The 26,986-nt window shown below is 69.2% G+C and carries 21 protein-coding genes and 1 riboswitch; of the genes, 8 read left to right on the top strand and 13 right to left on the bottom strand.

Translation table 11 applies throughout. The annotated features are described in order from the left end of the window. Positions 1-20 precede the first annotated feature (20 nt). On the top strand, positions 21-2,618 hold the full coding sequence (gene rph / locus AB0H84_RS24990) for a rifamycin-inactivating phosphotransferase (RefSeq protein WP_357608584.1): 2,598 nt from the start codon (positions 21-23) through the stop codon (positions 2,616-2,618). A 175-nt stretch (positions 2,619-2,793) separates the two neighbouring features. Here the strand turns inward: rph and AB0H84_RS24985 are convergent, their stop codons facing one another. Further along, complete coding sequence (locus tag AB0H84_RS24985; RefSeq protein ID WP_357608581.1) at positions 2,794-3,048, bottom strand: hypothetical protein; 255 nt, start codon at positions 3,046-3,048, stop codon at positions 2,794-2,796. A 497-nt stretch (positions 3,049-3,545) separates the two neighbouring features. Between AB0H84_RS24985 and AB0H84_RS24980 the strand changes: the two genes are divergently transcribed. Then, complete coding sequence (locus tag AB0H84_RS24980; RefSeq protein ID WP_357608578.1) at positions 3,546-4,553, top strand: DUF4236 domain-containing protein; 1,008 nt, start codon at positions 3,546-3,548, stop codon at positions 4,551-4,553. Positions 4,554-4,668: 115 nt separating this feature from the next. On the opposite strand, the gene AB0H84_RS24975 is transcribed toward AB0H84_RS24980, so the two are convergent. Continuing rightward, positions 4,669-5,499, bottom strand: coding sequence for an SAM-dependent methyltransferase (locus AB0H84_RS24975; protein WP_357608575.1), 831 nt, complete (start codon positions 5,497-5,499; stop codon positions 4,669-4,671). A 433-nt stretch (positions 5,500-5,932) separates the two neighbouring features. On the opposite strand from AB0H84_RS24975, the gene AB0H84_RS24970 reads away from it, so the two are divergent. Further along, positions 5,933-6,253 (top strand): NIPSNAP family protein, encoded by a 321-nt coding sequence (locus AB0H84_RS24970; protein WP_357608573.1) that lies wholly within the window; start codon positions 5,933-5,935, stop codon positions 6,251-6,253. Positions 6,254-6,513: 260 nt separating this feature from the next. Further along, a complete protein-coding gene (locus AB0H84_RS24965; protein WP_357608570.1) occupies positions 6,514-8,775 on the top strand; it encodes a LuxR C-terminal-related transcriptional regulator in 2,262 nt (753 codons plus the stop codon). Positions 8,776-9,158: 383 nt separating this feature from the next. Here the strand turns inward: AB0H84_RS24965 and AB0H84_RS24960 are convergent, their stop codons facing one another. Then, positions 9,159-9,713: a DUF2690 domain-containing protein gene (locus AB0H84_RS24960; protein ID WP_357608567.1), complete on the bottom strand. Its 555-nt coding sequence runs from the start codon at positions 9,711-9,713 to the stop codon at positions 9,159-9,161. A gap of 234 nt (positions 9,714-9,947) precedes the next feature. On the opposite strand from AB0H84_RS24960, the gene AB0H84_RS24955 reads away from it, so the two are divergent. Next, a complete protein-coding gene (locus AB0H84_RS24955) occupies positions 9,948-10,949 on the top strand; it encodes a helix-turn-helix transcriptional regulator (protein WP_357608564.1) in 1,002 nt (333 codons plus the stop codon). Positions 10,950-11,107: 158 nt separating this feature from the next. Here the strand turns inward: AB0H84_RS24955 and AB0H84_RS24950 are convergent, their stop codons facing one another. The 8 genes from AB0H84_RS24950 to AB0H84_RS24915 all read right to left on the bottom strand — a co-directional run bounded on the left by AB0H84_RS24950 (position 11,108) and on the right by AB0H84_RS24915 (position 18,860). Further along, positions 11,108-12,952 carry a vWA domain-containing protein gene (locus AB0H84_RS24950; RefSeq protein WP_357609034.1) on the bottom strand — a complete coding sequence of 615 codons (1,845 nt, stop codon included), beginning with the start codon at positions 12,950-12,952 and terminating at the stop codon, positions 11,108-11,110. A 745-nt stretch (positions 12,953-13,697) separates the two neighbouring features. Then, positions 13,698-14,555, bottom strand: a complete 858-nt coding sequence (locus AB0H84_RS24945) for an alpha/beta hydrolase (protein ID WP_357608561.1) — start codon at positions 14,553-14,555, stop codon at positions 13,698-13,700. Positions 14,556-15,462: 907 nt separating this feature from the next. Further along, the gene (locus AB0H84_RS24940) at positions 15,463-15,933 is read right to left on the bottom strand and encodes a CBS domain-containing protein (RefSeq protein WP_357608558.1); all 471 of its coding nucleotides are present in this window, start codon (positions 15,931-15,933) and stop codon (positions 15,463-15,465) included. Then, a complete protein-coding gene (locus AB0H84_RS24935) occupies positions 15,930-16,769 on the bottom strand; it encodes a universal stress protein (RefSeq protein WP_357608555.1) in 840 nt (279 codons plus the stop codon). The genes AB0H84_RS24940 and AB0H84_RS24935 overlap by 4 nt, the downstream gene beginning before the upstream one ends. A gap of 369 nt (positions 16,770-17,138) precedes the next feature. Further along, on the bottom strand, positions 17,139-17,318 hold the full coding sequence (locus AB0H84_RS24930; RefSeq protein WP_357608553.1) for a hypothetical protein: 180 nt from the start codon (positions 17,316-17,318) through the stop codon (positions 17,139-17,141). A 16-nt stretch (positions 17,319-17,334) separates the two neighbouring features. Then, entirely contained in the window at positions 17,335-17,709 is a 375-nt protein-coding gene (locus tag AB0H84_RS24925; protein ID WP_357608550.1) for a hypothetical protein, read from the bottom strand. Continuing rightward, a complete protein-coding gene (locus AB0H84_RS24920; protein WP_357608547.1) occupies positions 17,661-18,089 on the bottom strand; it encodes a hypothetical protein in 429 nt (142 codons plus the stop codon). Before AB0H84_RS24920 ends, AB0H84_RS24925 begins: the two co-directional genes overlap by 49 nt. A 129-nt stretch (positions 18,090-18,218) precedes the next feature. Beyond that, positions 18,219-18,860, bottom strand: a complete 642-nt coding sequence (locus AB0H84_RS24915) for a response regulator transcription factor (RefSeq protein WP_357608544.1) — start codon at positions 18,858-18,860, stop codon at positions 18,219-18,221. A 652-nt stretch (positions 18,861-19,512) separates the two neighbouring features. On the opposite strand from AB0H84_RS24915, the gene AB0H84_RS24910 reads away from it, so the two are divergent. Both AB0H84_RS24910 and AB0H84_RS24905 read left to right on the top strand, forming a co-directional pair. Continuing rightward, positions 19,513-20,040, top strand: a complete 528-nt coding sequence (locus AB0H84_RS24910) for a hypothetical protein (RefSeq protein ID WP_357608541.1) — start codon at positions 19,513-19,515, stop codon at positions 20,038-20,040. A gap of 114 nt (positions 20,041-20,154) precedes the next feature. Further along, positions 20,155-21,855, top strand: coding sequence for a GAF domain-containing protein (locus AB0H84_RS24905; protein ID WP_357608538.1), 1,701 nt, complete (start codon positions 20,155-20,157; stop codon positions 21,853-21,855). Here AB0H84_RS24905 and AB0H84_RS24900 read toward each other — a convergent pair. After that, positions 21,829-23,046, bottom strand: a complete 1,218-nt coding sequence (locus AB0H84_RS24900) for an acetate kinase (protein ID WP_357608535.1) — start codon at positions 23,044-23,046, stop codon at positions 21,829-21,831. The genes AB0H84_RS24905 and AB0H84_RS24900 overlap by 27 nt on opposite strands. Before the next feature lie 198 nt (positions 23,047-23,244). Next, positions 23,245-23,340, top strand: a riboswitch (TPP riboswitch). On the opposite strand from AB0H84_RS24900, the gene tenA reads away from it, so the two are divergent. Further along, positions 23,332-24,045, top strand: a complete 714-nt coding sequence (gene tenA, locus AB0H84_RS24895; protein WP_357608533.1) for a thiaminase II — start codon at positions 23,332-23,334, stop codon at positions 24,043-24,045. It overlaps the preceding riboswitch by 9 nt. Here tenA and AB0H84_RS24890 read toward each other — a convergent pair. After that, positions 24,026-26,929 (bottom strand): BTAD domain-containing putative transcriptional regulator, encoded by a 2,904-nt coding sequence (locus tag AB0H84_RS24890; RefSeq protein ID WP_357608530.1) that lies wholly within the window; start codon positions 26,927-26,929, stop codon positions 24,026-24,028. The genes tenA and AB0H84_RS24890 overlap by 20 nt on opposite strands. Between the last annotated feature and the right edge of the window lie 57 nt (positions 26,930-26,986).

Below are 26,986 nucleotides of genomic sequence, written 5' to 3'. Positions count from 1 at the left end.
GCTGCATCGGAGGTAGCGCAGTGATCGAGCAGTACGTGTTGGGTCTCCAAGAGGTTGACGAGACGCGGGCCGCGGTCGTCGGCGGCAAGGGCGCGCACCTGGGGGAGCTGTCGCGGATCGAAGACATCCGGGTGCCGGCCGGCTTCTGCGTGACGACGGACGCCTTCCGGCGGATCATGGCGGAGGCGCCGTCGATCGACGATCGGCTCGATCAGCTCTCGCGCCTGAACCCGGATGACCGGGAGGCGATCCGCACGCTCAGCGCGGAGGTCCGCCAGACCATCGAAGGGATCGCCATCCCTGACGATCTAGCGGCGGCGATCACCCGCGCGCTCGCGCAGCTCGGCGAGCACGCCGCCTACGCCGTGCGATCCAGCGCGACGGCAGAGGACCTGCCGACCGCATCCTTCGCCGGCCAGCAGGACACCTACCTGAACGTTGTGGGTCCGGCGGCGATCCTCCAGCACGTCGGCCGGTGCTGGGCGTCGCTGTTCACCGAGCGGGCCGTGACCTACCGCCTGCGCAACGGCTTCGACCACCGGAAGGTCCGCATGGCCGTGGTCGTACAGCAGATGGTCTTCCCGCATGCGGCCGGCATCGTGTTCACGGCCGATCCCGTCACGGGCAACCGGAAGGTCGCCACCGTGGACGCCGGCTTCGGCCTGGGCGAGGCCCTGGTCTCCGGCCTGGTGAACCCCGACGTCTACAAGGTGCGAGACGGCGAGGTCGTCACCAAGGCGATTGCCGCCAAGAAGCGTGCCATCCACGCCTCGCCGGACGGCGGGACGCAGGTCCTGCCGATCGACCCGCAGCGGCAGGAGCAGCCGGCGCTGACGGATGCGCAGGTCGTGCGGCTCGTGCGGCTCGGCCGGCGGATCGAAGCGCACTTCGGCCGCCCGCAGGACATCGAATGGTGCCTGGTCGACGATGACTTCCAGATCGTGCAGAGCCGGCCGATCACCACGCTGTTCCCCATCCCCGCGGCCCACGACCGGGAGAACCACGTCTACCTGTCCGTTGGCCATCAGCAGATGATGACCGACCCCATGAAGCCCCTGGGGCTCTCCTTCTGGCAGCTGACGGCCATGGCGCCGATGCACGAAGCCGGTGGGAGGTTGTTCGTCGACGCCACCCGGCTACTGGCCTCGCCCGCGAGCCGCGCCGGCTTCCTGGAGATGGCGGGCAGGTCCGATCCGCTGACCAGGGACGCGCTGGAAACCCTCCTCGATCGTGGCGACTTCGTCCCGACGCTCCCGGACGGGGGTCCCGGCGGGCCGCCGGCCGGCGGCGCGTCCGCGCCGATCGAGACCGATCCGGCCATCGTCGCCGGGCTGATCGAGCGCAGCCAGGCGTCCATCGCCGCCCTGCGGCGCGACATCCGGACGAAGACCGGGCCGGCGCTGTTCGACTTCCTGCTGGAGGCCTTCCAGGAGCACAAGCGGGTCCTCAGCGATCCGCTGAGCATGCAGGCGATCATGGCGGGGATGGAGGCCACGTGGTGGCTCAACGACAAGCTGCAGGAGTGGCTGGGAGAGAAGAACGCGGCCGACACGCTCACGCTGTCCGCCCCCGGCAACGTCACGTCGGAGATGGGGCTGGCGCTGCTCGACGTCGCGGACGCGATCCGCCCGCATCCGGAGGTGGTGGCGTTCCTGCAGGACGTCGAGGACGAGGGCTTCCTGGACGAGCTGCCGAAGCTCGCGGGCGGGACCGAAGCGCGCGACGCCATCGAGGCCTACCTCGACCGGTACGGCATGCGCTGCGTCGGCGAGATCGACATCACGAGACCGCGTTGGAGCGAGCGCCCCACCACCCTCGTGCCCCTGATCCTCGACAACATCAAGCTCTTCGAGCCGGGTGCCGCCGAACGGCGCTTCGAGCACGGGCGGCAAGAGGCGAAGAAGAAGGAACAGGACGTGCTGTCACGCCTGCGGGCCCTTCCGGACGGGGAGCAGAAAGCCGACGAGGTCAAACGGATGATCGACCGGGTCCGGACCTTCATCGGCTACCGCGAGTACCCGAAGTACGGCATCATCAGCCGCTACTTCGTCTACAAGCAGGCCGTGCTGGAGGAGGCCGAGCGCCTCGTGCAGGCCGACGTGCTGTCCGAGAAGGAGGACATCTACTACCTCACGTTCCAGGAGCTCCACGACGTTGTGCGCACCAACCAGGTGGATCACCAGCTCATCCAGCGGCGCAAGGACGCGTTCCGGTCGTATCACGCGCTCACGACCCCCCGGGTGCTCACCTCGGACGGCGAGGTCTTCACCGGCGCGTACCGGCGCGACGACGTGCCGGCCGGCGCCCTGACCGGCTTGCCGGTCTCCGCCGGGACCGTCGAAGGGCGGGCCCGCGTCATCCTGGACGTGGCGCAGGCCGATCTCGAGGCCGGAGACATCCTGGTCACGCCATACACGGACCCCAGCTGGTCGCCCCTGTTCGTGGCGATCGCGGGCCTGGTGACGGAGGTGGGCGGCCTGATGACCCATGGCGCGGTGATCGCCAGGGAGTACGGCTTGCCCGCCGTCGTGGGCGTGGAGCAGGCCACCCGGCTGATCCGGGACGGGCAGCGGATCCGCGTGCACGGAACCGACGGGTACGTCGAGATCCTGCCTTGACCCACCGGGACGACCCACCCGGGCAGCACACCAGTACCGCCGCCGCCCGGTTGGGGGAGCGGCTCGGAGTGTGTCTGCCGGTCGGGCGAGCGGTTCTACGGCGTCGAGGAACACCTCGTTCCGAAGTCTCTTCAGGGCGCAGGCTCGAAGGGCTGACACCGCGGTGGTGATTCGCTCAGTCGGCGGAGCGCAAGAGCATTGCCTCCACCTCGGGACCGGCATCGGCCGTGCAGACGTACGTGGGTCTCCCGGTCGCCGGATCAACGTAGTAGAGAGTCGCGCGCTTGCCGCATCTTGCGCACCAGGCGTCAGGTCCGCCACCGAGTTCGGCCAGGCCGACCTTGATCTCTGGGATAACAAAAGCCATGCGGGAAGCGTAGATCGCCATGGTCAGGACTTCCGTGGTGACAGCGCGTCTTGCGGAATCCATGCCCGTAGATTGTTCGACACGGGAGGTGACGGGCCCGCCGGTGTGGTGCCGCCGGAGGCCCGGTTGAATGGCGAGTCGTTCGCGAACCTCCCCGGGCGCCAGTGGCGGTGATTCGGGATGCGGCCGAGCTGCGGATCGGCCTACCGGGCTCACAGCCCGGACCCCGACGGGGCTTCCACGTTCCGCCATACGAGTTGCGACCGGGGAGGGCACCCCTGAACCCCGAGACCAGCGGTGTTCTCGCGACCGGCGGGGAAGGCTCCGGTCGCCGCCCGCCGCCCGCCGCCCGCCGCCCGCCGCCCGCCGCCCGCCGCCTCTTCCAGCGGCCAGGCCCTATCACCCGTATTCGTCCCGCCGTCCGGGCTTGTCGATGACGAATCCCGTGATGCCTCGCGTCCGGCCTTACCCTCGCCCGGTTGCTCCCCTGGCTGCGATCACGCTGTCGGGTCGGATCTCGGCCGCGGTAACGGGCGCCCGGGCCGAAAGGATTCCTCATCGTGGGTTTCTATGTGCGTACCAGCCTCAGGGCTGGACCGTTCCGCTTCACCCTCAGCCAGGGCGGGCTGGGAGTCTCGGCCGGAATCGCAGGCCTCCGGGCGGGGATGAGCCCTCGCGGCAACGTCGTGCGCATGGGACGCGGCGTGATCTCCTACCGCACGACCGCGGCCGACCGTGACGTGGTCATGCACGATGTCGTCAGCCTGGTCCCGGCCCAGCCGAGCGACGTCGTCCAGCAGTTGCAGAAGGCCGCCAAACGCCGGCCGTACTGGCCGTTCGCCCTGGCCGCCCTGCTCGTCGCGGGGCTGGTGACAGGACGCTTCGGCCTGGTCATCGTCGCCGTCGGGCTGCCTTGCCTGATCTGGGTGGCGTTGCGCGATCGGGCGGCTCGCACGGTGGTCGTCATGTACGACGTGACCGACGAGGCCGCTTGGCGCTTCGATCACCTCGTGAACTCGATCACCGGCCTCCAGCGGGCCCACGGGTTCTGGCTGATCACCGCATCCGGCGCGATCACCAGCACCTATCAGTTCAAGGTGTACGCCGGCGCCTCAAGGCTGCTGCGCAGGCTGAACGCCTCGGCCCGGTTGGCGGGACCACGGATCCTGGTCACCAACGTCGCCGTCCCGACCCTGACCGCCGGCAGCCTGTCGGTGCACTTCCTCCCCGACCGGGTCCTGTTCCGTGACGGCCGCCACGTCGCCGACCTCGCCTATCAGCACCTCCAAGTCGCCGTGGAACAGGCACGCTTCATCGAAGAAGGCCCGGTGCCCCGCGATGGCACGGTCGTGGACTCCACCTGGCGCTACGTCAACGTCAAGGGCGGCCCCGACCGCCGTTTCAAGAACAACGCCCGCCTGCCCATCCTGCTGTACGGCAGGCTCATCCTCCGCAGCCACAGCGGTCTCAACCTCGTCTGGGACGCCTCACAGGCCCAGCTCGTCCACGCGGTGGCGAACGCCCTCCACCAGTCCATCGCCGCTCGCCCACCCGTGATCCACCCCTGACGAGCCCCGCCGTGCCCTGGTCAATCCAGAGCTTGGGGCGTGGCGTCCAGCGCTGAGAGCAAGGCCCCAGGCAGACTCCGATTGGGGCCGTCCGCTCTGTGTCGTTGGCCGAATGTCAGGGTTTGACCGCCAGGCCGCCGTAGGCCCAGGCGTGGCCTCCAGGGATCGGCTCCTGGTATTCATGCTCGTCCGGTCGCCATTCCACGACCTCGACCAGGCCCGGGTCGACGAACTGCCAGCCGTCGAAGAAGCGCAGTACCTCGTCGCGGGTGCGGGGCACCATCGAGGCTGTGCTGTTGTCATAGGGTTTGGTGAAGTCGTCACGACTCACCTGGGGGGCGAAGTCGAGCGTGATGTGCGACAGGAGCAGGTAACTGCCCGCGGGCACGGCGCCCTTCAACCGCTCGACCAGCTCGTACGGCCCCTCCCGGTCGGTGATGAAATGCAGGACACCGGCCAGGATGACGCCCACCGGGCGATCGAAGTCGAGTACGTCCTGCACCTCGGAGTGGGACAGTATGGTGTCCGGCTGCCGTAGGTCGGCCTCGATCACCGTGGTCGCCCCCGCAGGGGTTCCGGTCAACAGGGCGCGGCCATGTACGAGGACGATCGGATCGTTGTCGACGTACACCACCCGGGCGGCGGGGTTGACCTCCTGGGCTATCTCGTGGGTGTTGCCCTGGGTGGGGATGCCGGTGCCGATGTCGAGGTATTGGGCGATTCCCTTCTCAGCGGCCAGGTAGCGTACCGCGCGGCGCAGAAAGGCGCGGTGGGCGCGTACTCCCTCCCGTGTGCCCGGCGACAGCTTGATGAGCGCTTCGGCCGCTTCGCGGTCGGAGGCGAAGTTGTCCTTGCCGTTCAGCAGATAGTCGTAGATCCGCGCCGGATGCGGGATGTGCGGATTGATCCGCAGGGCGGCGCCCCCGGCGTCGGTCAGGTCTGACATGAATTTTCCCCGCCGTCTCTGTTCGTCATCGTGTCATCTTTCGATCACGTGCGACCGCCTCAACGTTACCGATAACACCAGGGGTTTGAGCGGTTTCGTCGACAAGGCGGCCTTTCTGACGCGGCGCCTGGCCGCAGGGTGTGGGTGAAGTCGTAGAGCAGGCGCATCGCTCCTGGCTCTCCGGCGACCAGGCGCCCGATTTCGCGAGGCATGCGGAGGACCACCGCAAGCCCGGCCACGATCCCGTACGCGGAGCCCCGCGCTGAACGTGGACAAGCCGTTCGCCCCACGCAACGACGCGCGAAGGCCGCTCAACGCGACGCCCGGTCGGGCTCGGCCACGGAGGAGACCTCCAAGACCTCATGGGCGTACGCCGCTTTCGGTGAAGAGATCAGGGTAAGGGTCTCCGCCGGCCTGAGATGAGAGGACAGCGATGATCACTTGCGTCGTCAACTACACCATCGATCCTTCGAAGATCGTGGCGTTCGAAGCGTTCGCGCGCCGCTGGATCGATTTGGTCAACCGGCATGGCGGCACACATCACGGATATTTCCTGCCCGCCGAGGGGGCCAGCGACAAGGCTCTCGCCCTTTTCAGCTTCCCCAGCCTCGCGACCTACGAACAGTATCGTCAGCTGTTCGGACGGGATCCCGAATTCATCGCCGCCGACAAGATCCGTGACGAAAGCGGCTGCGTCATACGCTACGAACGGACCTTCATGCGCCCTCTCCTTCCGGACGAGACTCCCTTGTGAGGACTCATCTGTTGGAACCGGCCGGGGCATGACATCGATCTCGTGCGCCCGGCCGTACATCAGCAACAGCATCTCCACCGGCACCGGGCCTGACCAGCTGGGTCCACAGGCGCACGGGCAGTGAGCCATGGAGTCTCAATCAACCCACTTATAACTTGGATAACGCCATTAACAAAGATCGTGTGCGCGCTCATCGGTTATAATGAATTATGGCTGTGCCAGGCCCGCATAGACAGAGGGCCGGAAATCTGCCAGCCGATATGACGGGCTTCGTTGGTCGGCGGCAGATGGTCGCCGACGCCAGACAGCTTATGTCTACGGCGCGGTTGCTGACGATCATCGGTCCTGGTGGGATCGGCAAGACCCGGCTGGCGTTGCGGGTGGCCACCGAAGTGCGGCGGGTCTTTCCGGACGGGGTCTGGTTCGTCGACCTGTCCGGGCTTTCTGATGCGGAACTCGTGGGCAGGGCGGTCGCCGTGGAGCTAGGGCTTCGCGACCAGTCGGATGGGCCGTCGATCGACGTTCTCTCGGATCATCTGGCGGACAGGCGCATTCTGCTCGTGCTGGATAACTGTGAGCACCTGCTTGATGCGGTCGCGATGCTGGCAACGAAGCTGCTGGGCCGGGCGGTCCGCCTGAAGATCGTGGCTACCAGCCGCCATCCACTGGGTGTCGAGGGCGAGCAGCTGCTGCCGGTACCGCCGTTGACCACGCCTGGCCCGGGCGAGCTCTCCTCAGCCGATTCTTTCGCCCGCTTTGAGGCTGTGACTCTCTTCGCGGATCGCGCGAGGGCCGCCCGTCCCACCTTCGCGATCGACCCGAGCAACTGCGAGCAGGTGGCGCTCATATGCCGGCGGCTCGCCGGCATACCGCTGGCCATCGAGCTGGCGGCGGCCCAAGTGCGGGTGCTGTCAGTCGAACAGATCTCGAACCGGCTGGGCGACTGCCTCGAACTGCCGACGCGTGGTCGTCTCGCGGTGGCGCCGCGCCAGCGGACGTTGCGTGCGTCCATCAACTGGAGCTTCGACCTGTGCTCGCCGCAAGAGCGGACAATGTGGGCCCGGTTGTCGGTGTTCGCGGGCGGTTTCGATCTGGAGGATGCCGAGCAGGTGTGTTCGGGCGAGGGGATCGAGCGACAGGATGTATTCGATCTTGTCGTGGCTTTGGTGGACAAGTCGGTCCTGCACCGGGACGAGCATCACTACGTCCAACTGGAGCCCATCCACGAGTACGGAGCCGAACTGCTGGCACAATCCGGCGACGAAGCCCGGCTGCGTCGGCGGCACCGGGACTGGTATCGGCAACAGGCGGCCCAGGCGGACGCGGCATGGCTGGGACCGGATCAGATGCGATGGCTGGCCCGCCTGCAGCGCGAGGTGGGCAATCTCCGTACAGCGTTGGCGTTCTGTCTGGCCGAGCCGGGTGGATCCGGTGCGGCGCTGGAGTTGGTGTCGCGGCTGTGGAACTACTGGATCTTTGTCTTCGGGTCGTACGCCGAGGGCCGTCACTATCTCGACGTCGCGCTGGCACGAGAGACCTCGCCGAGCCCGGAGCGCATCAACGCGCTGTGGGTCAACGCCTGGTTTGCCCTCAGGCAAGGGGACATCGAGGTAGCAGCCCGGTTGTTGAACGAGTGCGGCCTTCTGGCACGTTCGGTGGACGACACGCAGACGCTCGTGCGCGTCACGCATTTCACGGCTCTCGTCGCGTTCTTCCGCGGCAAGGTGCGGGATGCAGTCATGCTGCTGGAAGAAGCGAACGATCGCTACCGCGCCGAGGCAGATCTGGCCGGCAGCTGGATGGCGCTCTGCCACCTGGTGATGGCCACCTCGACAGCCGGCGATCATGAGCGTGCCCACTCCTATGGTACGGAGTGCCTCGCGCTGTGCGAGGCGTACAGCGCCTATCTGAGCAGGTCGAACGCCCTATGGGCGGTCGGCTACGGCCGATGGCTGCAGGGCGACCAGCGCCATGCCGCCGCGCTGATCGCTGATGGGCTGCGGGTCATGCGCAAGACCAGAGACGCGTGGGGCGTCGCCGAATGTCTTGAGGTGCTCGCCTGGGTCGCTGCGGCGGACGGCGACGACGACCGCGCCACCCGGTTGCTGGGCGCCGCTCGGGCCGCCTGGCGATCGACGGGAACATCGATCCCCGGCCTTCGTCCTCTCGCCGCCTGCCACGACCGATGCGAAACGGCGCTGAGGGCTCGACTTGGAGACCGTGCCTTCGCCGACGCCCTCCGCGCCGGAGAGGAAGGCGGTGTTGACGACGCTGTTGCGTACGCTCTGGATGAGAGCACAACGCGGGAAGTGACGCGGACGGCGCGTCCCGCGCAAGATGCGCTCACTCCCCGTGAGAGGCAGGTCGCCGAGCTGATCGCTCAGGGTATGAAGAACAAGGACATTGCCGCGACCTTGGTGATCGCCAGTCGTACGGCCGAAGGTCACATAGAGCACATTATGCAGAAACTCGGATTCACCTCCCGCTCACAGATCGCCCGCTGGGTGACCGAACAAAAATGATCGGCCGATTTCTAGTTAGTGGCTATGGCGAAACTGGTGGCATATTGCAGTGTTTGTCGCGCAGTTGATGGCCCGTGGCATCCGCAGCTCGGTGGCCCAACCGGGCGCCACTGTCCGGCCGTGTCGTCCAGGTTCGTGGTGAACGAGCGTACGTCGATGTGCTCGCCGCAGCCCTCAGCGATGCGCAGCCTCACGAGCGTGCCGTCGCGGGGTCGGCGGGCACTGGCGACGAAGACGACGTGCGCGCCTTCTGGCACTACCGCGCGATGGCGGCCGCTGTGGCCTTGCGCCAACCTCGTTCGGCGGGCCGATGGGGCCCTCGAGGACGCCGGGACGTCGGCATCGGCTTCCCCTCTGAGTGGCCGAGGAGAAGACCGAGGAGATCAGACGAGGTTCGTGCAGACCTTGCCGGCCGGGTCAGCGGCTCCCGCGCGCGCGACAGAATCGCCGAGGGCCGGTTCCACGCAGGCCATGGCCTTGACGGTGGGCGCGTAGACCTGGTCGGAGTAGATGACCCCGGTGCCCTCGTCGCCGCCGGAATACTGCGTCAGGCGCTTGTCCGAGACGTCGCTGGTCGATCGCTCCGGGCGCTCGCGCTCCACCCACACGTTGTAGTCGGCGTTCTGGCCGGGTTTGACGAACCTGGCCCAGTTGACCTGACAGGTGCGCCGGTCATCGACGGGTCTCCCCGGCCCGTACCTCAGCTCGACGTAACCTCCGAAGGCGTAGGCTCGGACGAGCGCCCCGCCCGCGCGCACGGTGGAGGAGTTCGCCGTGCACCCGGTTCTCACGGGGTCCTTGCCGTCGCAGTCGGTGCCGAAGCAGATTGTCCGGCCGAAGCTCGCATCGTCCGGGGGGTCGGCGGCGTTCGCCCCCGACCATGGGGCCAGGGCCAGGGTCAGCACGGCCAGAACGACGGGCATCCGGTGACGTCGCATCGAACTACCTCCCGATGAGCGTGAACTGGTGAAGCGGGCGACGTCTCGGACGCTAACTGCGACACATGCTCGCGTAGAACCACATGGACCAATCTCGAACCGATATCCGACCATTCGTGGACCAGTCGCACGTACACGCATCCGCCTTTCGGCCGGCTCCTCTTGTCGATTAGCCTTGGACATGAGCTGTCGCGGAACTTGAGGCCGTCTGCTTGGCGACGCGGAGCGTGAGCGATGAGTGCGAGCGGCGAGGATGCGATACGTCAGTTAGGTGCCGCGCTCCGTGCCCGTCGCCTGGCGCAGGGTCTGTCGCTCCGGGCCCTGGCCCGCGAGGTCGGCTTGGGCGGGCACGGAACATTGGTGGACTACGAGCACGGCCGGCGTCTTCCTCCGCTGGATCTGCTCACGGCGTTCGAACGGGTGCTGAAAGTCCCGCAGGGGGAGTTGCTGCAACTGCGCGCCGCGGCATTGGCCGAACGTGGCCGGGACGAGGCAGCACGGCTCCTCAAGAAGCCCCCGCCCGGTCCGACGCCGGCCCCTGCCGATGCCCCACCCCGTCTCGGCGTTTCTTCCGAGGAGCAGAGTCCATCGTCGGCGGGGCACGGCACACCCCAGAGCGTTGTGACGGCCCCCGAGCGCAGGCATCGGCGAGTCTGGTTCCCTTTCGTGATCGCCCTCACCATCTCGCTGGTTGTGGCGGCAACGTTGGTGACGGCATCCCGGCTGCCGAACTGGCCGGCCTCCGCACGAACCGCCGTCAACGCTCCGTACACTCCTGCCCCCACCGTAAGGATGGACTTCGAGCAACCGGGTGAGCGGCTGTCGGTCTTCTGGGGTTCGCAAGTGGCCACCGCCGGGGTCACATCTACGGTGGCTCGGCACGGCAGGCAGGCCGTCCTGGTCACGGTGAAGGGCGCTTCGGCCGAGAAGGGGTATTCGGCCGTCGGCGTCACCCATGGGCTGACCGGTCTGCGGCCCGGCATGAAGGTGACTGTCTGGCTCTGGGTTCCCGGGGCTCAGCCCGGCGGCCTCAGATTCTTCGCGATGAACTCGGCGTCCAAGCCCGTTTGGGCGCCGGAGACGCTGGAGACCGAGATCGCGCTGCCCATGCGTGCCGGCTGGAGCTCCGTGGACTGGACCATCCCGCAGGTGGACCGCCTGCATGCCATCGGGATGCAGTTCTACGCCGAGACCGACGCCACCATGTCCGTCGGCATCGATGCCATCACCTGGTGAGGCGTGCCGGAGGGCAATGGCCCAGCATGGGGCCGGCAGTGGCGAGACTGTCTATGCGGAGCAAAGCAGCCACGGGGAGCGCCTGAAGCCTGGCTGAGGCCGGGCGGAGCTAGGGTGTTCCGCCCGGCCTTGGGGTTGATTGGTGCAGGTGGGTGGGGTTATGGGCAGTTGCCGATATCGCTTTCGGAGGAGGCCAGGACAACGTTGGTCTTGGCCAGGCCGAGGGTGTCGACGGTGACGTGGACGGCGTTGACGGTCAGGCCTTTGTCGGGGGTGGTGAATGGGGTCTGCTCGTTGAGGACGAGCTTGACCACGCCGACGCTGACCGTGGTGTTGGGTTGGACCTTGGTAGGTTCTGCGATGACCACCGTGCTGCCCACCTTCAGGAAGGCGATCGTGGTGGTTCCGCTGGATCCAGCGCAGGTGGTGGTGGAGCTGGAGTTGACGGTCTTGACGGTGATCACTGGGATGCCGGTGATACCGATGGTGGTGTCGTCGATGGAGGCGGTGGCCACGGATTTGCCGGGGAATTCGATGGTGGCGACCTGGGCGCACAGAGTGTGCGCGTTGATCAGTCCGCTGAGGGTGGCGGTGCAGGGCACCGAGGTGGTCTCGGTCGAGGTGGTGGTGATGTGGCCGGTGTCGGGGGTGGGTGCGATGTTGACCAGTTGGATGCCGGCCAGAGAGGCGTCAGCGGTCAGGCCGTAGGCCCGTCCGGTCAGCCGCTGCGGCGTGACAGTGACTTCTTCGGTGCCGCACGATGAGGTGACGGAGTTGTTGTGGGCGTCGCCGCTGTAGGTGGCGGTCCACCGGTAGATGCCGGCCGCGCCGATGGTCACGTTGCCGGATGCGGCGGTGCCGCTGCCGGACACCGTCCCGGTACGCGTCGCGATCGGCTTCGCACAGCTGGTGTCACCGGGCCCGAACAGCTGGAACGTGACGGTGCCTGTCGGGTGGTACCCGCCGGACAGCGTCGCTGTATCGGAGACGTTCCCGCCCGCGGGCACCGTGTCCGATGGCGTCGTGGCGATCGATGGGGTCGCCTTCGGGACGTGTTCGGTGATCGTTTCAGTGAAGCCTGGTGACAGAACGCCGTTGAGCAGGAAGTCCACCTTGCAGGTGATGGTGCTTCCCGGTACGGCTCCGGCGCCGACGGAGACGGTCTCCGTGAAGGTGGCATCATCGCCGCTGGTCACCGTCCGACTGCCCGGAGCCAAGGACACCGACAGGTTCGGGTCGCAGTCGCGCGACTGGTGGGTGACCGTGACCGGCAGGTTGCCCAGGGCCGCCAGGATGGTCTCGCTGACCTCCGAGGAGTCGATGCCGGAGAACAGCCGTCCACCCGTGGCGTTGGTGATTGCGGTCGCTTGCCCGGTCGAGTCCAGCCCGAACAGGTCGAACGCGAGCACGGTGATCCCCGCTGCCTTCAGGGCGCCGATCGCGTCCGCCAGCGTATGGCCGTTGCTGGGATCATGGCTGGGGGCGTCCCCGATCAGCAGCACGACCCGAGAGCTGTTCGGCCTGAAGTGGACCGCCCCGGACGCGACCTGGAACAGGCCGTTGATGCCGTCCTCGGGGAAGTCTCCGCCGCCCGACGCGATCAGCGAGTTGAGGCCGTTGGTGACGTCGGTCTTGTTGTCGGTGAGGTTCTGCGCGACCCGGAACGACGTCGCGTCCGCCACGTCCTTGTACTCGGCGACCGCGAACTGCGCGTCCGGCTGCGCCGAAGCGACGTTGGACAAGATGGCGTTCGCATTGGTCTGCACGTTCGAGATGACCCCGCCCATGCTCCCCGTCGTGTCGATCAGGAACGTGATATCCGGCTTGGGCGGGATCGCCGGAGTGGAGACGGTCTTGGCGATCGTCGTCGATTCGCCCAGGTCCAGGTCCAGCGTCACGTCCGCCGGGGTGACCCCGGGCGCGGCGGACGCCGTCCCCACCCCGGCCACCAGCATTGCACCGGCCACCGCCACGCACACGGCGGCCCGTAATCTTCGCGTCATTCTCACGGTGTGATTCCTTCTGTGTGGCGTCATGCCATAACGAAGTTGGGATCGCTGGCCGTGCAGAATTTCGATGATTGCGCCATCCGGGACGTCCTCTCCTCACGTGTTGGCGCGAGCGGATACCAATTCGCATTGGTTGACAACCTCGGTGACTTTTCAGCGCCAGGCGCTGATCAACGAGGTGGGTGTGGCCACGGTCATAGGGTGACTGGCTGTCGAATCAATGTAAATAGGACCCTTACGGAAATTTCCCGACTGGCCGCAGTCGGCCACCCCTTGCCGATGAGAGAGGTCCCCGAGAAGTGACGTGCCAGAATTTCTCTTGGTAGGCCCGATGAAATGAATAATTCTCAGATTACCGCTTCACCTGCGAAGGCCGCGGCGGCGTCCAAGGAGTGGGTGCCCCCGCAATAGCAGGAGGCGTCCCCACCAGGGCGAGCATTCGCGATCGCGTCCACCCGAGCTGTAACCCGTTCCAACACGCCGATCGGCCACCCGGCGAGCCCGCATCCCGATCCTTCGGTCTGGGAAGTCGCTGCGGAGCACCGCGCCCATACCGTTTTGAGGCGGCCACCGCATCGCGGTCCGCGGATCTCAGGCGCCCCACTTCAGGGCCTCGACCAGCCGCCTCCTGCCTTCCCCCGCCGGTGCGCCACCCACCGATGGCACGCCGTCCCCGTAAAGGCGCCGCCAGGTGAGGGACGAGCCGGGTAGTACCTCGCGACAACGTGGTCGGCTCGTGTCAGGCAAGGAAGGCACGGATCGCGGTGGCGACCCGTTCCGGGTGTCCGCGGTGTGCGGTGTTGCACGTGGCGCTGTGGTCGAGGCCCTTCAGGGCCACTCGCCGGACATGCGGCAGGACCCGCTCCAGCGCGGAGAGTGCGGACCTCAGGTGGGCGGGACTGCGCGTGCCGCCAAGCAGGAGCATCTCCGCCTTCACCGACCGGTAGGTGTCCAGACGGCACGCCGTCTCCGCCACCACCTGCGCGTCGTAGCGCAGCGTCGGCGCCAGCTCGCGGAACGTCGGCTCCCCGCCCGCAGCGGCCTGCTCTTGATGGGTGAGCATCCTGGCCGTGAGCGCCTCCAGCAGCGCCCGCGGCATGAGGCTCAGGAAAGGCGGTCCCAGCCTCGCGGCCCTCATCGCGGTGACCAGGGCAGCCGGGAGCCGGCCCGCCGCGAGCTCGCTGTCGAAGCGGGGCAGCCAGTCGGTCGGGTAGGTGCCGCCGAGGTCAAGCGGCGGCTCGAAGAGCACGGCCTTGCGCAGGCCGGGTCGTACGAGCGCGGTGTGCAGCGTGATGATGGCGCCCGAGCTGACGCCGACGGCGTAGGGCGCTCCCGTCGCCTCGAGCAGCGCGTCGAGGTCTTCCGTCTCGCGCTCGAGGCCATAGTCGGGGCCGTACGGGCCGCTGTCGCCCCGGCCCCGGCGGTCGGGCACATAACACGTGAAGTCGCGGGCGAGGGCCTGGGCCAGTTCGATGTTGCTGCGGCCGGCCTGCATGGTTCCGTGCAGAAGCACCAGGCCGGGGCCTTGGCCGAGCCGCTGATAGGCGATCCTGGTGCCGTCTTTCGACGTGACGGCGTCAAGAGTGGTCGTGCTCATTTTGGCTCCCCATCGGTTGGTTGCGCGAAGGAGACTCCGGCTGTTGCCGCGAGTGACATCTCGTGTCCGGGTCCGCGCTCCGCGGGTCTTCAGAAGGAAGGTCTCGCTGCGGCGGTGTTGCGGCGCCGCAGGTCTTCGATTGGCCACCGCGGCATCGACTGGTCCCTCGGCTTTTCGGCCATCCGTGGTCAGCCTCCGCGCAGTGCGCCCATGTACAGCACGTTGTGCCGGCCCGGGGCATGCCCGGGTCCGCCGCGGGCCTCGGGTGTGTCCTTGCCTTGCTCGCGGGTGTAGGCGCGGCGCCTGCAACTGGGTGCCGCTCATGTGCCGACGGAGGTGCGTATCCGGCCTTGGCGGCTCTCTGATCAGTGGGTTGTCGAGCAGATGGATCTGCCGCACGGACAAGTAGTCGGCGAGCCCGCCAGTACGTATCGATGAGCTGCGTCGTCATCATGCCTTCGATGATTTCCGCAGCTGAACGTGCGGCCTAGGGACCTTGGTCCCCACCTGGAGGGTCCAACCTCACAGCGGGATCTGCCGGCGCAGCCGGGTTCCTCCGTGTTCCGGGCTTCGCGGCTCCGCAGCGTCGCGGTTCCGCCCGACCTGGCGGCACGTTCCAGGATGTCGCGCAGGCCGTTACGGCGTCCCTCATCTGCGTCGTACGCCCCGTCACGGCGGGATCTGCCGAGCCCGCCGGCGTCACAACGCCCTCGATCGTCCGGATCCGCTCCGTCAATGCGACGGCCTGTACGGTGTGGGTCTCCTTGAGAAGCAGGTCGTCCTCGGAGACCCCACCCACCGGCCGCCGGTCGGCGTCGATCACGGTGACCGCGCCTACCGCGAACCGCTTCATCGCCTCCACGATCGCGGTGAATCGCAGACAACCGGCGCGTCCAGCACGCGTCTCCTATCGGCCCTCAGGGGGCAGGACGGGTTCGAGGTGGAACATCCCGGTGACGACTTCACCCGGCCCCTCGGTCGGCCGGAGCCGTCCGGCGACGGCCGTCAACACGTCGCGTGCGGTGACCAGCCCGATCAGCCCCTCCGCGTCGACCACCGGCAGGGCGTCGCACCCAGCGTTGAGCATCGCCGCCGCAACCTTGGTCAACGGAGCGTCCGGTCCGACGACCGGCCTACGCTCACACCTCAGCAACGTCCCGACCTGCCGGTCGGACTGCTCTTCCGGCCCGCCCGACCACGACGCAGCCACCTGCTCACGCGTCAGGACGCCCAGCACGTGACGCCCGTCGACGACCGGCAGGTGATGCACGTCTGCGCGGTGCATCAGCTCCCAGGCCATCAATGGCGACTCATCCGGCCTGATGGCCACCACGACACGGCTCATGACCTGCCTGGCGGTCAATGCTTCGACGGTCATGACTCCTCCGTTCCGCGTGGCCGCACGACGGCGACCGGACAGGTCACGTGGTGCAGCACGCCATGACTGACCGACCCGAGCACCGCCGAGGTGAAGCCGCCGAGCCCGCGCGAGCCCACCACGACCAGATCTGCCGTCCGAGCCGCATCTATCAGCGCCTTGACGGGGTGCGTACACACCTGCTCGTCGGTGATGACGAGATCGGAGTTGCTCTCGCGCCAGGGAGTGACGCGTTCCCGCGCCGCGTGGGTCTCCTGCCGCATGAGCTCCTCGATCAGGCTGCCGTACGCGACCGCGTACGGCGAGAGCGCCGGTATCTGCCAGGCGGAGACGACGTGCAACTGCGCCCCACGGGCTCTGGCCTGCTGGACGGCGTAAGCCATGGCGGCCTCGGAATGCCGGGAACCGTCGTAGCCGACCACGACCCTGTCGTGCCGCAGCGGGCTGGGAGCCCGGACGATCACGACGGGGCCGGTCGCGTGCCCGGTCACGGCCATGCCGACCGACCCGAGCACCAGCCCGGCGAACCCGCCGAGCCCTCTGCTGCCCAGAACCAGACTGTCCGCCGACTCCGACTCCGCGATCAGTGCGTTGACCACGTCGCCGCTGAGCAGCTCCGACGTCACATCGACAGCCCTGGTCAACTCACGTGCCCGGGCGGCGGCAGCCTCGAGCGCCTTGGTGCAGTACTCGGTGTCGTCGCTGTGCGGCCACTGCTGGCACACGTGCACGATCCGCAGCGCCACCTCACGCCGCTGCGCGTCGGCCGCGGCCCATTCCACTGCGGCGGTCGCTGGTGCGGACCCGTCCACACCGACCACGATGTGACCGACCATCAGGCCACCCCTTCACGAGCTGGAACCGTCACCTCCACCCTCGCGACAACGGCTTGGCCGTGCCCGGGGACTAAGTCCCGAATCGGGGTGCCGTTGGTCCTCTCCGGAGACGTGCAGGTCGATCGTGAAAGCGGCGACCAGCACAGGCGCGCACGGCCATGGGCCGACACAGGAGACACTGGCATACGTGTTGCCGGTCCGGTGCACGTCCAGCGCTTCGGTGGCTCGCACGGAATACGCCTTGCTCAGCGGGGATGATCTGATGAAGGCACGTCGGGGCTGCCTTCGCCAGTTCGAATCACACGGCCGAGGGCCTGCAACGGCTGCTGGGGGTGGTGGCAGCTGGGCAGGTGCCTGGCGTGGAGCAGATCAAGCAGCTCGTCGTGGCGATCGCGCCGCCCGCGAGGTGGTGGGCCGTCCTGAGGGCCGGGAGCATGACGCTCGCCCCGGGCCGCCGGCGAAGGAGTTGCGCCCCCCGGTGCCCGTGGTGTCGGGCTCGGGGAAGAGCAGGCCGTTCGGGTCGATGGCGCCGTTTCTGATCAGGTTCATGGTGGTCCTCGTCGAGCTAGTCGGTGAGCGGCTCGGGGCGGCACTCGGAGGGGGCGTAGGAGATGGCGCCGAGGTAGTGGGCCTCGACGGTGGCGGCGTCCTGGCCGAGGGGGTTGCGGAAGTCGCCGGCGAAGGTGCCGTCCTGGCGGACGTCCATGGTGACGGTGAAGTACTGGCCGGGCTCGCGACCGCGTACGGCGACGAGGACCAGCCCTGCCGGGACGGGTTCGCCGTGCGGGATCCGGCGGACGTTGCCGGACACGGTGGTCCTGCCCGCGTGCTCGATGGCGACGGCGGTGGCGCGTCCGGCATCCACGCGGAGGCTGACCCCGCCGGTCAGGGTCAGCGCGCCGCAGTCGGCGGGGAAGGGGCGGGCCGCCCAGCCTGCCACGCTGACCTGGTTGGGGGGGTGCGCCACAGCTCGTCCAGGCGCTCCTGTCCACCGAGCAGCTCCAGCTCGGGGAATCCGGCCAGCGCCTCGTCGAACACGCCGACCGGGCGGCTGGAGCGGGCGTCCACCCGCAGCCACTGGTGCTCCAGGAAGAGCCGGTGGTACGGGTGCCGCGGCCTCACCACGGCGTGCACCAGCGTGGAGGCGTCGAACGGGTTGGCCAGCCGCACCTGCGTCCCGACCCGGGTCGAGGGTGAGGAGGTGGCGGAGACGAACCGGGTGTAGTTGGAGCGGGCCTCGTTGTTGTAGATGTTGGTCTCCACGATCTCGCACCGGCCGCCGGCCAGGCCGTGGATGGTGGCGCTCGCGAAATTGAGCAACTGCGCGTCCAGCGCGCTCCGCCACCACTCTGACCGGCGTTCTGGACCCGCTCATGCGGCATGATCCTCGATCATGGCAGGGCGGCTGTCGCTGTCGCGGCGGCCGCGGCTGTCACGTGCCTGAGCTGGTCAGTCGCGCCGGTCGTCCTGGAGCCGGGCGGCAAGCGCGGCTGCCTGGGTGCGACGTTGCATGTTGAGCTTGGCCAGCAGGTTGGACACGTAGTTCTTGACCGTCTTCTCGGCCAGGAACATCCGCTCGCCGATCTGCCGGTTGGTCAGCCCCTCGCCGATCAGGTCGAGAATCTGCCGCTCCTGCTCCGACAACGCGGCCAGTGGGTCCTTCCTGGCGGCCTGTTCGCGCAGGCGTTGCAGCATGGCGGCAGTGGTCTGCGGGTCGAGCAGGGACTGCCCGGACGCCACCGTGCGGACCGCGCCGACCAGGTCGGAGCCGTGGATCTGCTTGAGCACGTAGCCGGAAGCGCCGGCCATCACCGCGTCGAACAACGCGTCGTCGTCGGTGAACGACGTCAACATCAGGCAGGACAGCCCGGGGATCCGGGAACGCACCTCGCGGCACACGTCCACGCCGCTGCCGTCGGGCAACCGTACGTCCAGCACCGCCACGTCGGGTTCGAGCGCGGAGATGCGGGCGATGGCCGACTCAGCGGTGCCCGCCTCGCCGATGACGTCGATGTCGTCCTCGGAAGACAGCAGAGCTGCCACACCCCGGCGCACTACCTCGTGATCGTCGACGAGGAACACACGAATCATGCTTGCGACGCTATCTGACCATCGGCGGGACCCGGAAGGCAACAGGTCCTTGATTCGGAGGTCCAAAGTCCTCCCTCGTGAGGCCCTTCGACGCTGGCCTCGCCGCCCTGATCAAGCGTGCTCTGCAAGGGAGATCGAGGATGGACCATGATTCTGGCAGGAGCGGACGGTCCCCCGCCGGTATGCGCCCTCGGCCAGAGCCTTGATCCTGGTCATCTGCTTCCTGACCGTGAAGTAGTCGGCCGACTGCGACAGGAGCAGGTGGCCCACGTCGAGCTGCTGCTACTCGGGGACGATGCGGCGAGCGCTGGGCATGCCGTCGCTCCCCAGCGGAGCAGCCGCGGGCGCACGAACGTCACATAGGCGACGAGCCCGGCAGGCAGTCCTGGCAGTGCTCGTCGTAGACGGCTCCCGGCATCGAGCGTTCTCTGCATGCCTCGATCGCATCAAGGAAGTGCGAGGTGGGACAGTGCCGCAAGGCGGTGAGGTAGCTGCCGTTCGTCCTCGCGTGCCGCGGAACGGCGGCTGCCCGCCCGGGTACGGACGGGACCAAGGTCCTGGCGCTGGGGGTCATACGACACTGCTCAGGAAGCGCCGCGGGCGGTGTGCTTGGGGTGTGACAACGACACGTCCGCAGCGAAAGGGGGCCATCATGGCCGCCACCGTCAACCGGCCCGTCATCCCGGAGCGCACGGGCACGCAGCCACGTCGTCCGGTCGACTACGTCTGGGCGATCGCCCGGATCTCGATCGGCTGGATCTTCCTGTGGGCGTTCCTGGACAAGACCTTCGGCTGGGGGTTCGCGACCCCGGCCAACCGTGCCTGGATTTCCGGCGGCAGCCCCACGACGGGGTTCCTCAAGGGCACCGGCGAGAACGCGCTCGGTGGCTTCTTCGGCTCGCTGGCCGGGCAGGCATGGGTGGACTGGCTGTTCATGGCCGGGCTGCTCGGCATTGGCCTGGCTCTGATCCTGGGCATCGGCACCAGGATCGCCGCTGGTGCCGGCACGCTGATGCTGGTTCTCATGTGGGCGGCCGAGCTGCCCCTGGACAACAACCCCTTCATGGACGACCACATCATTTACTCGATCGTCCTCATAGGCCTCGCCCTCGCCGACGCCGGCACCACACTGGGACTCGGCAACCTGCCGGTCGTCCAGCGCAACGCCTGGCTGAAGTAGAGCGCGCGGCAACACGCCCGTCTCCGGCCGCCGGAGGCGGGCGTCGCGCTGCGCCCGAACACACCGCCCCGCAGCGGTGTTGCCGCTACCCTCCCTGCTGCGACACTGATCGGTATGTCCGAGACCGAGCATCGTCCGCTGATGCCCCAGATGCGGCTCGATGAACTGCTGGCAGAGCTGCAGACCCGGCTGAACGCCGTACTGGCCACGCGGGATCGCGTGCACGCGCTGCTCGAGGCCGTGGTGTCGGTGGGCAGCGACCTGGACCTGGAGACCGTGCTGCGGCGGATCGTGGAGACCGCGACCAAGCTCGTGGACGCCAGCTACGGGGCGTTGGGCGTGGTGGGGGAGGAGCGCACGCTCGTCCAGTTCATCCCGGTGGGGCTGAGCGAGCAGGAGATCGCCAAGATCGAGCACTGGCCGCACGGGCTCGGGCTGCTCGGCCTCCTGATCAAGGATGCGCGACCGCTGCGGTTGAGCCGCATCTCCGATCATCCGGAGTCGTACGGCTTCCCGCCGGGGCACCCGCCGATGGGCACCTTCCTCGGAGTGCCCGTACGGGTGCGGGACGAGGTGTTCGGCAACCTCTACCTGACCGAGAAACGCGGCGGCGGGGACTTCGACGAAGAGGACGAGGCGGTCGTCATCGCACTGGCGACCGCCGCGGGCGTCGCGGTGGAGAACGCCCGGTTGTACGAGGAGTCCCGGCGGCGCGAGGTGTGGCTGAAGGCGTCGTCAGAGATCACCACGAGCCTGCTGTCCGGCGCCGGCCTTCATGAGGTGCTGACCACGATGGCGGCATGTGCCGGACAGATGTGCGACGCCGACGTGGTGCAGGTGCTGCTGCCCGAGGCGTCGGGTGAGACGCTCGTCGTGGATGTGGCGGAGGGCGAGGGAGCCGGCGAGCTGCTGGGGATGACGTTCGAGATCTCGGCCACGCCGGCCGGCGAGGCGTTCAGACGGGGCGAGCCGGTGTCGGAGCGGGATCTGCCGAGCGATCCTTACCCTGACTCGCCGTTGCGGCGGCTGGGCTACGGGCGCGCCCTGATGGTGCCGCTGGGTACGGCGCCGCAGGTGCGTGGGGTGCTGGCGTTGGCCAAGCGCAGCGGGCGGCTGCCGTTCAGCGGGGCCGATCAGCAGATGGTGGAGTCGTTCGCGGGTCAGGCGGCGGTCGCGCTGGAGCTGGCCGAGGCACGGCGTGATGCCGAGCGGCTCGGCCTGCTGGAGGACCGGGACCGCATCGCCAAGGATCTGCATGACGTGGTCATCCAGCGGTTGTTCGCCACCGCGATGACGTTGATGAGCACGGTACGCCTGATCGAGCGGCCGGAGGCGGGCAAGCGGGTGCAGCACGCGATCGACGAGCTGGACGAGACGATCCGGCAGATCCGCTCGTCCATCTTCGCCCTGCAGGCCCCGCGCCAGGAGGCTGCTCCGAGTCTGCGGACGCAGATCGTCGAACTCGTGGAGGGAGCGGGCGGGCATCTGGGGTTCATGCCGGGGCTGCGCATGGAGGGCCAGATCGACACCGTGGTGCCCGAGCGTGTCGCCGAGCACCTGCTGGCCGTGCTGCGTGAGGCACTGTCGAACGTGGTGCGCCACTCCCGCGCGACCCGGGCGCAGGCCTCGGTGGAGGTCGCCGATCAGCGGCTCACGCTTGTGGTCACCGACAACGGCGTCGGCTTGGGAGAGGAAGGACGCCGCAGCGGCGTGCGCAACATCGAGGAGCGGGCCGGCCGTCTGGGCGGCACCGCCGAACTGGAGGCTCCGGAGGAGGGCGGCACACGGCTACGCTGGCACGTCCCCTTGGACTGAAGGACGGCTTGCCGGCGGGGCCACGATCGGCGAAACGAGTGCGTGGGCCTGGCGGGCGATCTCCCATTCCTCGTCGGTGGGGATGACCAGCACGGACACTTCGGCGCCCGCGGGGGAGATGAGCCGTTCGCCGGTCGTGCCGGCCTGGTTGAGTGCCGGGTCCACGGCGATGCCGAGCCGTTCGAGCCCGGCCAGGGATTCGGCGCGGGTGGCGGTGTCGTGTTCGCCCACGCCGCCGGTGAACACGATCGCGTCCACCCGTCCGAGCAGCGCGTAGTAGGCGCCGACGTACTTGCGGATGCGGCGAGTGTAGATGTCCAGGGCTGAACGGGCGGCGTGGTCGTCGCGGGCGCGTACTTCCCGCATGTCTCTGGTGCCGGCCAGCGCGAGCAGGCCGCTGTGGTGAGTGAGCGCCTGCTCGACCTGCTGGGCGTCCAGCCCGTTCACGCGGGCGAGGTAACCGGTGAGCGCCGGGTCGATGTCGCCGGAGCGGGTGCCCATGACCAGCCCCTCCAAGGGCGTCATGCCCATGGAGGTGTCGATGCTGCGCCCGCCGCAGACGGCGGTGGCGCTGGCGCCGTTGCCCAGGTGCAGCACGATCAGGTTGAGGTCGGCCAGGTCCCGGCGGAGGAAGGCGGCGGCGCGGCGGGAGACGTACGCGCAGGAGGTGCCGTGGAAGCCGAAGCGCCGCACGCCCCACTCCTGGGGCACGGCGTAGGTGTAGGCCTCGGGTGGCAGGGTGCGGTGGAAGGCGGTGTCGAACACGGCCACCTGTGGTACCTGGGGGAACGCCTTGCGCGCGACGCGGATGCCGGTGACGTTGATCGGGTTGTGCAGGGGAGCGAGTGGTGTCAGTTCCTCGAGGGCGGCGATCACGTCGTCGTCGATCAGCACGGCCTCGGTGAAGCGGGTGCCGCCGTGCACGACCCGGTGCCCGACCGCGACGGGCGCCAGTTCGGGCCCTGCCGCGGCGAACGCCTCCATCATGGCCTCCAGCCCCTCGCCGTGCCCGGGGAAGGGCCGCTCCCGCACGTACGGCGTCCCGTCCCCGCTCCGATGGGTGAGCCGCCCGGTCTCCTCGCCGATGCGTTCGACCAGGCCGCCGGCTGGGCGTTCGCGGGTCTCGACGTCCACCAGCTCGTACTTGATCGACGAGGATCCGGTGTTCAGGACGAGAATGCGGCCGGCCATGTCCACGAGCCTATTTCGAGGGGGTCCTCGCTGTGCTCGCGGGTGTGGGCACGGGCTCGGAGCCGGGCGTCGGCGCACGTGGGAGGCCCGGCGTGGCTGAGCCGGTGCGGCGGCCCATCGTCTGGGCCGGTCTGCCGGCCGCCACCGCTCTGGTGAGAGTGCGGGCCGTGGTGTCGCTTCTCGCCCTCTGCTAGCGTTCCCTGTGACGCGGGGTGCCCGGGAGGCCGGGCTGAGATCACACCCGTCGAACCTGATCTAGTTCGCACTAGCGAAGGGACGTCATCGGTGACCTTCTGTGAGCAGATGTGGACGCGCACGGCCGCGTTGCTCGAGGCGATCCACCACCACCCGTTCAACACCGCGCTCCGCGACGGCACCCTCGACCGGGAGCGCTTCGCGTTCTACCTCGTCCAGGACGGCCGCTACCTGGTGGCGTACTCCAAGGTGCTCGCGACCGCCTCGGCCCGCGCCACCGACCCGGACGACGCCGCGTTCTTCGCCCGGAGCGCGCACACGGCGCTGGTCGTCGAGCGCGGGCTGCACGCCGGCTACCTCCAGCAGTTCGGCCTGGCGCCCGACGAGACAGAAGCCATCGCCACCTCGCCCACCTGCCTGGCCTACTCCTCCTATCTCCAGGCCACGGCCCTCGCCGCTCCCTTGCCCGTGCTCGCCGCCGCCGTGCTGCCGTGTTTCTGGGTGTACCAGGACGTCGGCACGGCGCTGCTCGAGCGCACGGCGGACGCCGCCGGCCACCCGTACCGGACCTGGATCGCCACCTACTCCGACCCGTCGTTCGCGGCCTCGGTGGAGCAGGCCAGGGCGCTCGTGGACCGGCTGGCCGAGCTCGCCGACCCGGGGACGCGCCGGGCGATGGAGGCGGCGTTCTGCCGGGCCACCGAGTACGAGTGGATGTTCTGGGACAGCGCGTGGCGCCTCGAGACCTGGCCCACGGCGGGATGGCTGGCCGCACACCCCGCCGTCACGCGAACGACTCGCTGAGCTCCCTGCGCAGCTCGCGGGCCTGGTGCAGGTAGTGGCGGGCCAGCACGGAGCGCCCGGACGAGTGGTACAGCTCGCCCAGCGACTGGTACGTGTCCGCCTCGCCGCTCCGGTCCCCGAGCTGCTGGAAGATCACCAGTGAGCGCTCCAGCTGGTCGGAGCCGTCCGACCGGTCGCCCCTGGCCACCTGGAGCCCACCCAGGTTCCGCATCGCGTACGCGCCGCAGTGCCGATCCCCGAGAGCCTCGAAGATGTCCAGCGCGTGCCCCTGGAAGCGCATGGCCCTGTCGGACTCGGCGACCAGGTCGTACAGGCGGCCGAGCTGCATGGACACGCAGCCCTCGCGGTGCGCGTCGCCGAGCTCCTCGGCCAGCCGCAGGGCGTCCCCGAGCCACCTGGAGGCCTGGCGCACGTCGCGCAGCGACAGGTAGACGCGCCCGATCGCCTGCCGCGCGTACGCCTCGCCGCTCCTGTCGCCGATGGCCAGGAACATGGCCAGCGCGTGCCTGAAGGACCCGAGCGCCCTGAGGTGCCGGCCGGAGAACTGGTTGACCGCCGCCAGCCCGCAGATCGAGATCGCCTCGCTCCGCGTGTCGCCGAGCTCGTGGAAGATGGCCCGCGCGCGCCGGAACATGTCGCCGGCCTCGGCGTACCGGTCCTGGTAGAGGCAGACCTGGGCCAGGCCGCGGAGCATGGCGGCCTCGCCGTGGCGGTCGCCGGCCGCGCGGGCGCTGTCCAGGGCGACGCGGTGCGTGCTCTGCCACTCGTCCAGGCGGCAGTGCAGGTCGAAGTAGGGCACCAGGGTCGCGGCCAGCCCCCACGCGGACTGGGCCAGGCCCGCGCCGGCGGCCAGCCGTACGGCGTCGACCAGGGACTCATGCTCGGCGTCGAACCAGGCCAGCGGCTCGGCGGTCAGGCGGCCGAGGGTCTCCCGCTCCAGGCTCCAGCGGGGCGCCCCGTCGGACGTCAGCCCGAACAGGGTGGTCGGCAGCCGCGCGGCGGCGTGTTCGGCGGCGGTCAGCCAGCCGCCGAGCACCCTGACGAGCGCGTGCCGTTCGGCCCCGTCGATGGTGGGGGCGCCCGCCTTCTCCATGGCGGCGCAGCGGACCAGGTCGTGCAGGCGGTAGCGGGGCTGGCCGACGGGGTCGGTGCCGGCCAGGCGCAGGAGGTTGGCGTCCACGAGGGTGTCCACCACGGTGTCCGACCGGTGCCGGTCGAGCACGGCGTCGGCCACCCAGCCGGGTACGGACTGGGAGCCGAGCAGGCCGAGCGCGCGGAAGGCCAGGGCCGCGTCGCCGGGCAGCCGGCGGTAGCTGAGCTCGAACGAGCCGCGTACCTCGAGGTCGCCGGCGCGCAGCTCGTCGAGGCGGCTCGTCTCGTCATCCAGCCGCTGCCGCAGCACGCTCAGCGGCCAGCCGGGCCGCCCGGCCAGCCGGGCCCCCGCCACCCTGACGGCCAGCGGCAGGTGGCCGCAGGAGTGCAGGATCGCCTGTGCGGCCTCGCGCTCCGCCGCCACCCGCTCGGCGCCGACGATCTTGGCGAGGAGTTCCTCGGCCTCCTCGGGCGGCAGCACGTCGAGCTCGAGCTGGAGGGCGCCCGGCAGCTCCGCGATCCGCCGCCGGCTCGTGACGAGCACCGCGCAGCCGTGACCGGGCAGCAGGGCGCGTACCTGCGCGGTGTCGGCGGCGTCGTCGAGGAAGACCAGCATGGGCCGCCGGGCCAGCAGGGACCGGTACAGGGAGGCCCGCTCGCGCAGCGTGGGCGGCAGGGCCTGCTCCGCGACGCCGAGCGCGCGCAGCGCCTCGGCGAGAAGGTCGAGGGGGTCGGCCGGCGTCGTGTCGGTGCCGCCCAGGCACAGGTAGAGCTGGCCGGCCGGGTACTCCGCGCGCAGGGCGTGCGCGCAGTGCACGGCCAGCGCCGACTTGCCGACGCCGGGCGGCCCGGTCACCACGGCGATCGAAGGCGGCCCGTCCGGCGGGCGCTCGCCCGCCGACAGGGCCCGGGTCAGGGCCGCCACGTCCGCCGCCCTGCCGGTGAAGTCCGGCACGTCGGCCGGGAGCTGGTGGGGCGTGAAGTCCGGCACGTCCGCGGGGAGCTGGTGGGGCGCGGCGGCGGGCGCCGGAGGCGGATCGCCCGCCGTCACGGGCGCGGGCGCGGGGTCGCCCGCCAGCACGGAGGCGTGCACGTCACGCAGGTCCTGCCCCGGCTCGATGCCCAGCTCGTCCACGAGCTGCCGCCTGATCGTGGTGTAGGCGTGCAGCGCCTCGGCCCGCCGGCCGCTGTGGTGCAGGGCGAGGATCAGCCGCTGCCACAGATCCTCCCGGTAGGGGTGCTCGCCGATCAGCCGGCGCAGGTCGTCGATCGCGCCGGCGTGCTCGCCGCGGGCCAGCTTCAGCTCGGCCAGCTCCTCGGCCGCGGCCAGCCGGGCCTGGGTGAGCGCGCGCAGCCGCCCGTCCCACAGCGGGCTGGCGGGCAGGTCGCTGAGCGGCGCCCCGCGCCATAACGCCAGAGCGCGGCGTAAATGCTCGAAGGCCTCGTCGGTACGGCCCGCCGCCCGCGCCATGGTCACCAGTTCCTCGAACCGCAGGGCGTCCAGCCGCTCCGCGTCGATCTCGATCGCGTAGCCGGAGGGCTGGGCCACGATCTGGACCCCGGCCGAGCGCAGCGAGCTCACGTACGTGCGCAGATTGGCGACGGCGGACGACGGCTGCGTCCGCGGCCACAGCACCTCGACGAGCATGTCCGAGCTGACCACCTGGTTGGCGTCCAGCAGCAGCGAGGCGAGCAGGAGCCTGGGCTTCCTGCCCGCGATCCGAAGGAGCCCTTCAGGAGACCGGACCTGCAACGGCCCAAGAACACTGAATACGGGCTGTTCAACCACCATGACCGCGCGTACTCCTGAGCTGGACGCCGGGCGGGGCGCCCGTGGGTGAGGCGTATC

The organism is Nonomuraea sp. NPDC050786, assembly GCF_040654115.1.
GTDB lineage: Bacteria > Actinomycetota > Actinomycetes > Streptosporangiales > Streptosporangiaceae > Nonomuraea.
The sequence above is the reverse complement of the archived record's forward strand: the minus strand, read 5'-3'. Positions and strand labels throughout refer to the sequence as shown.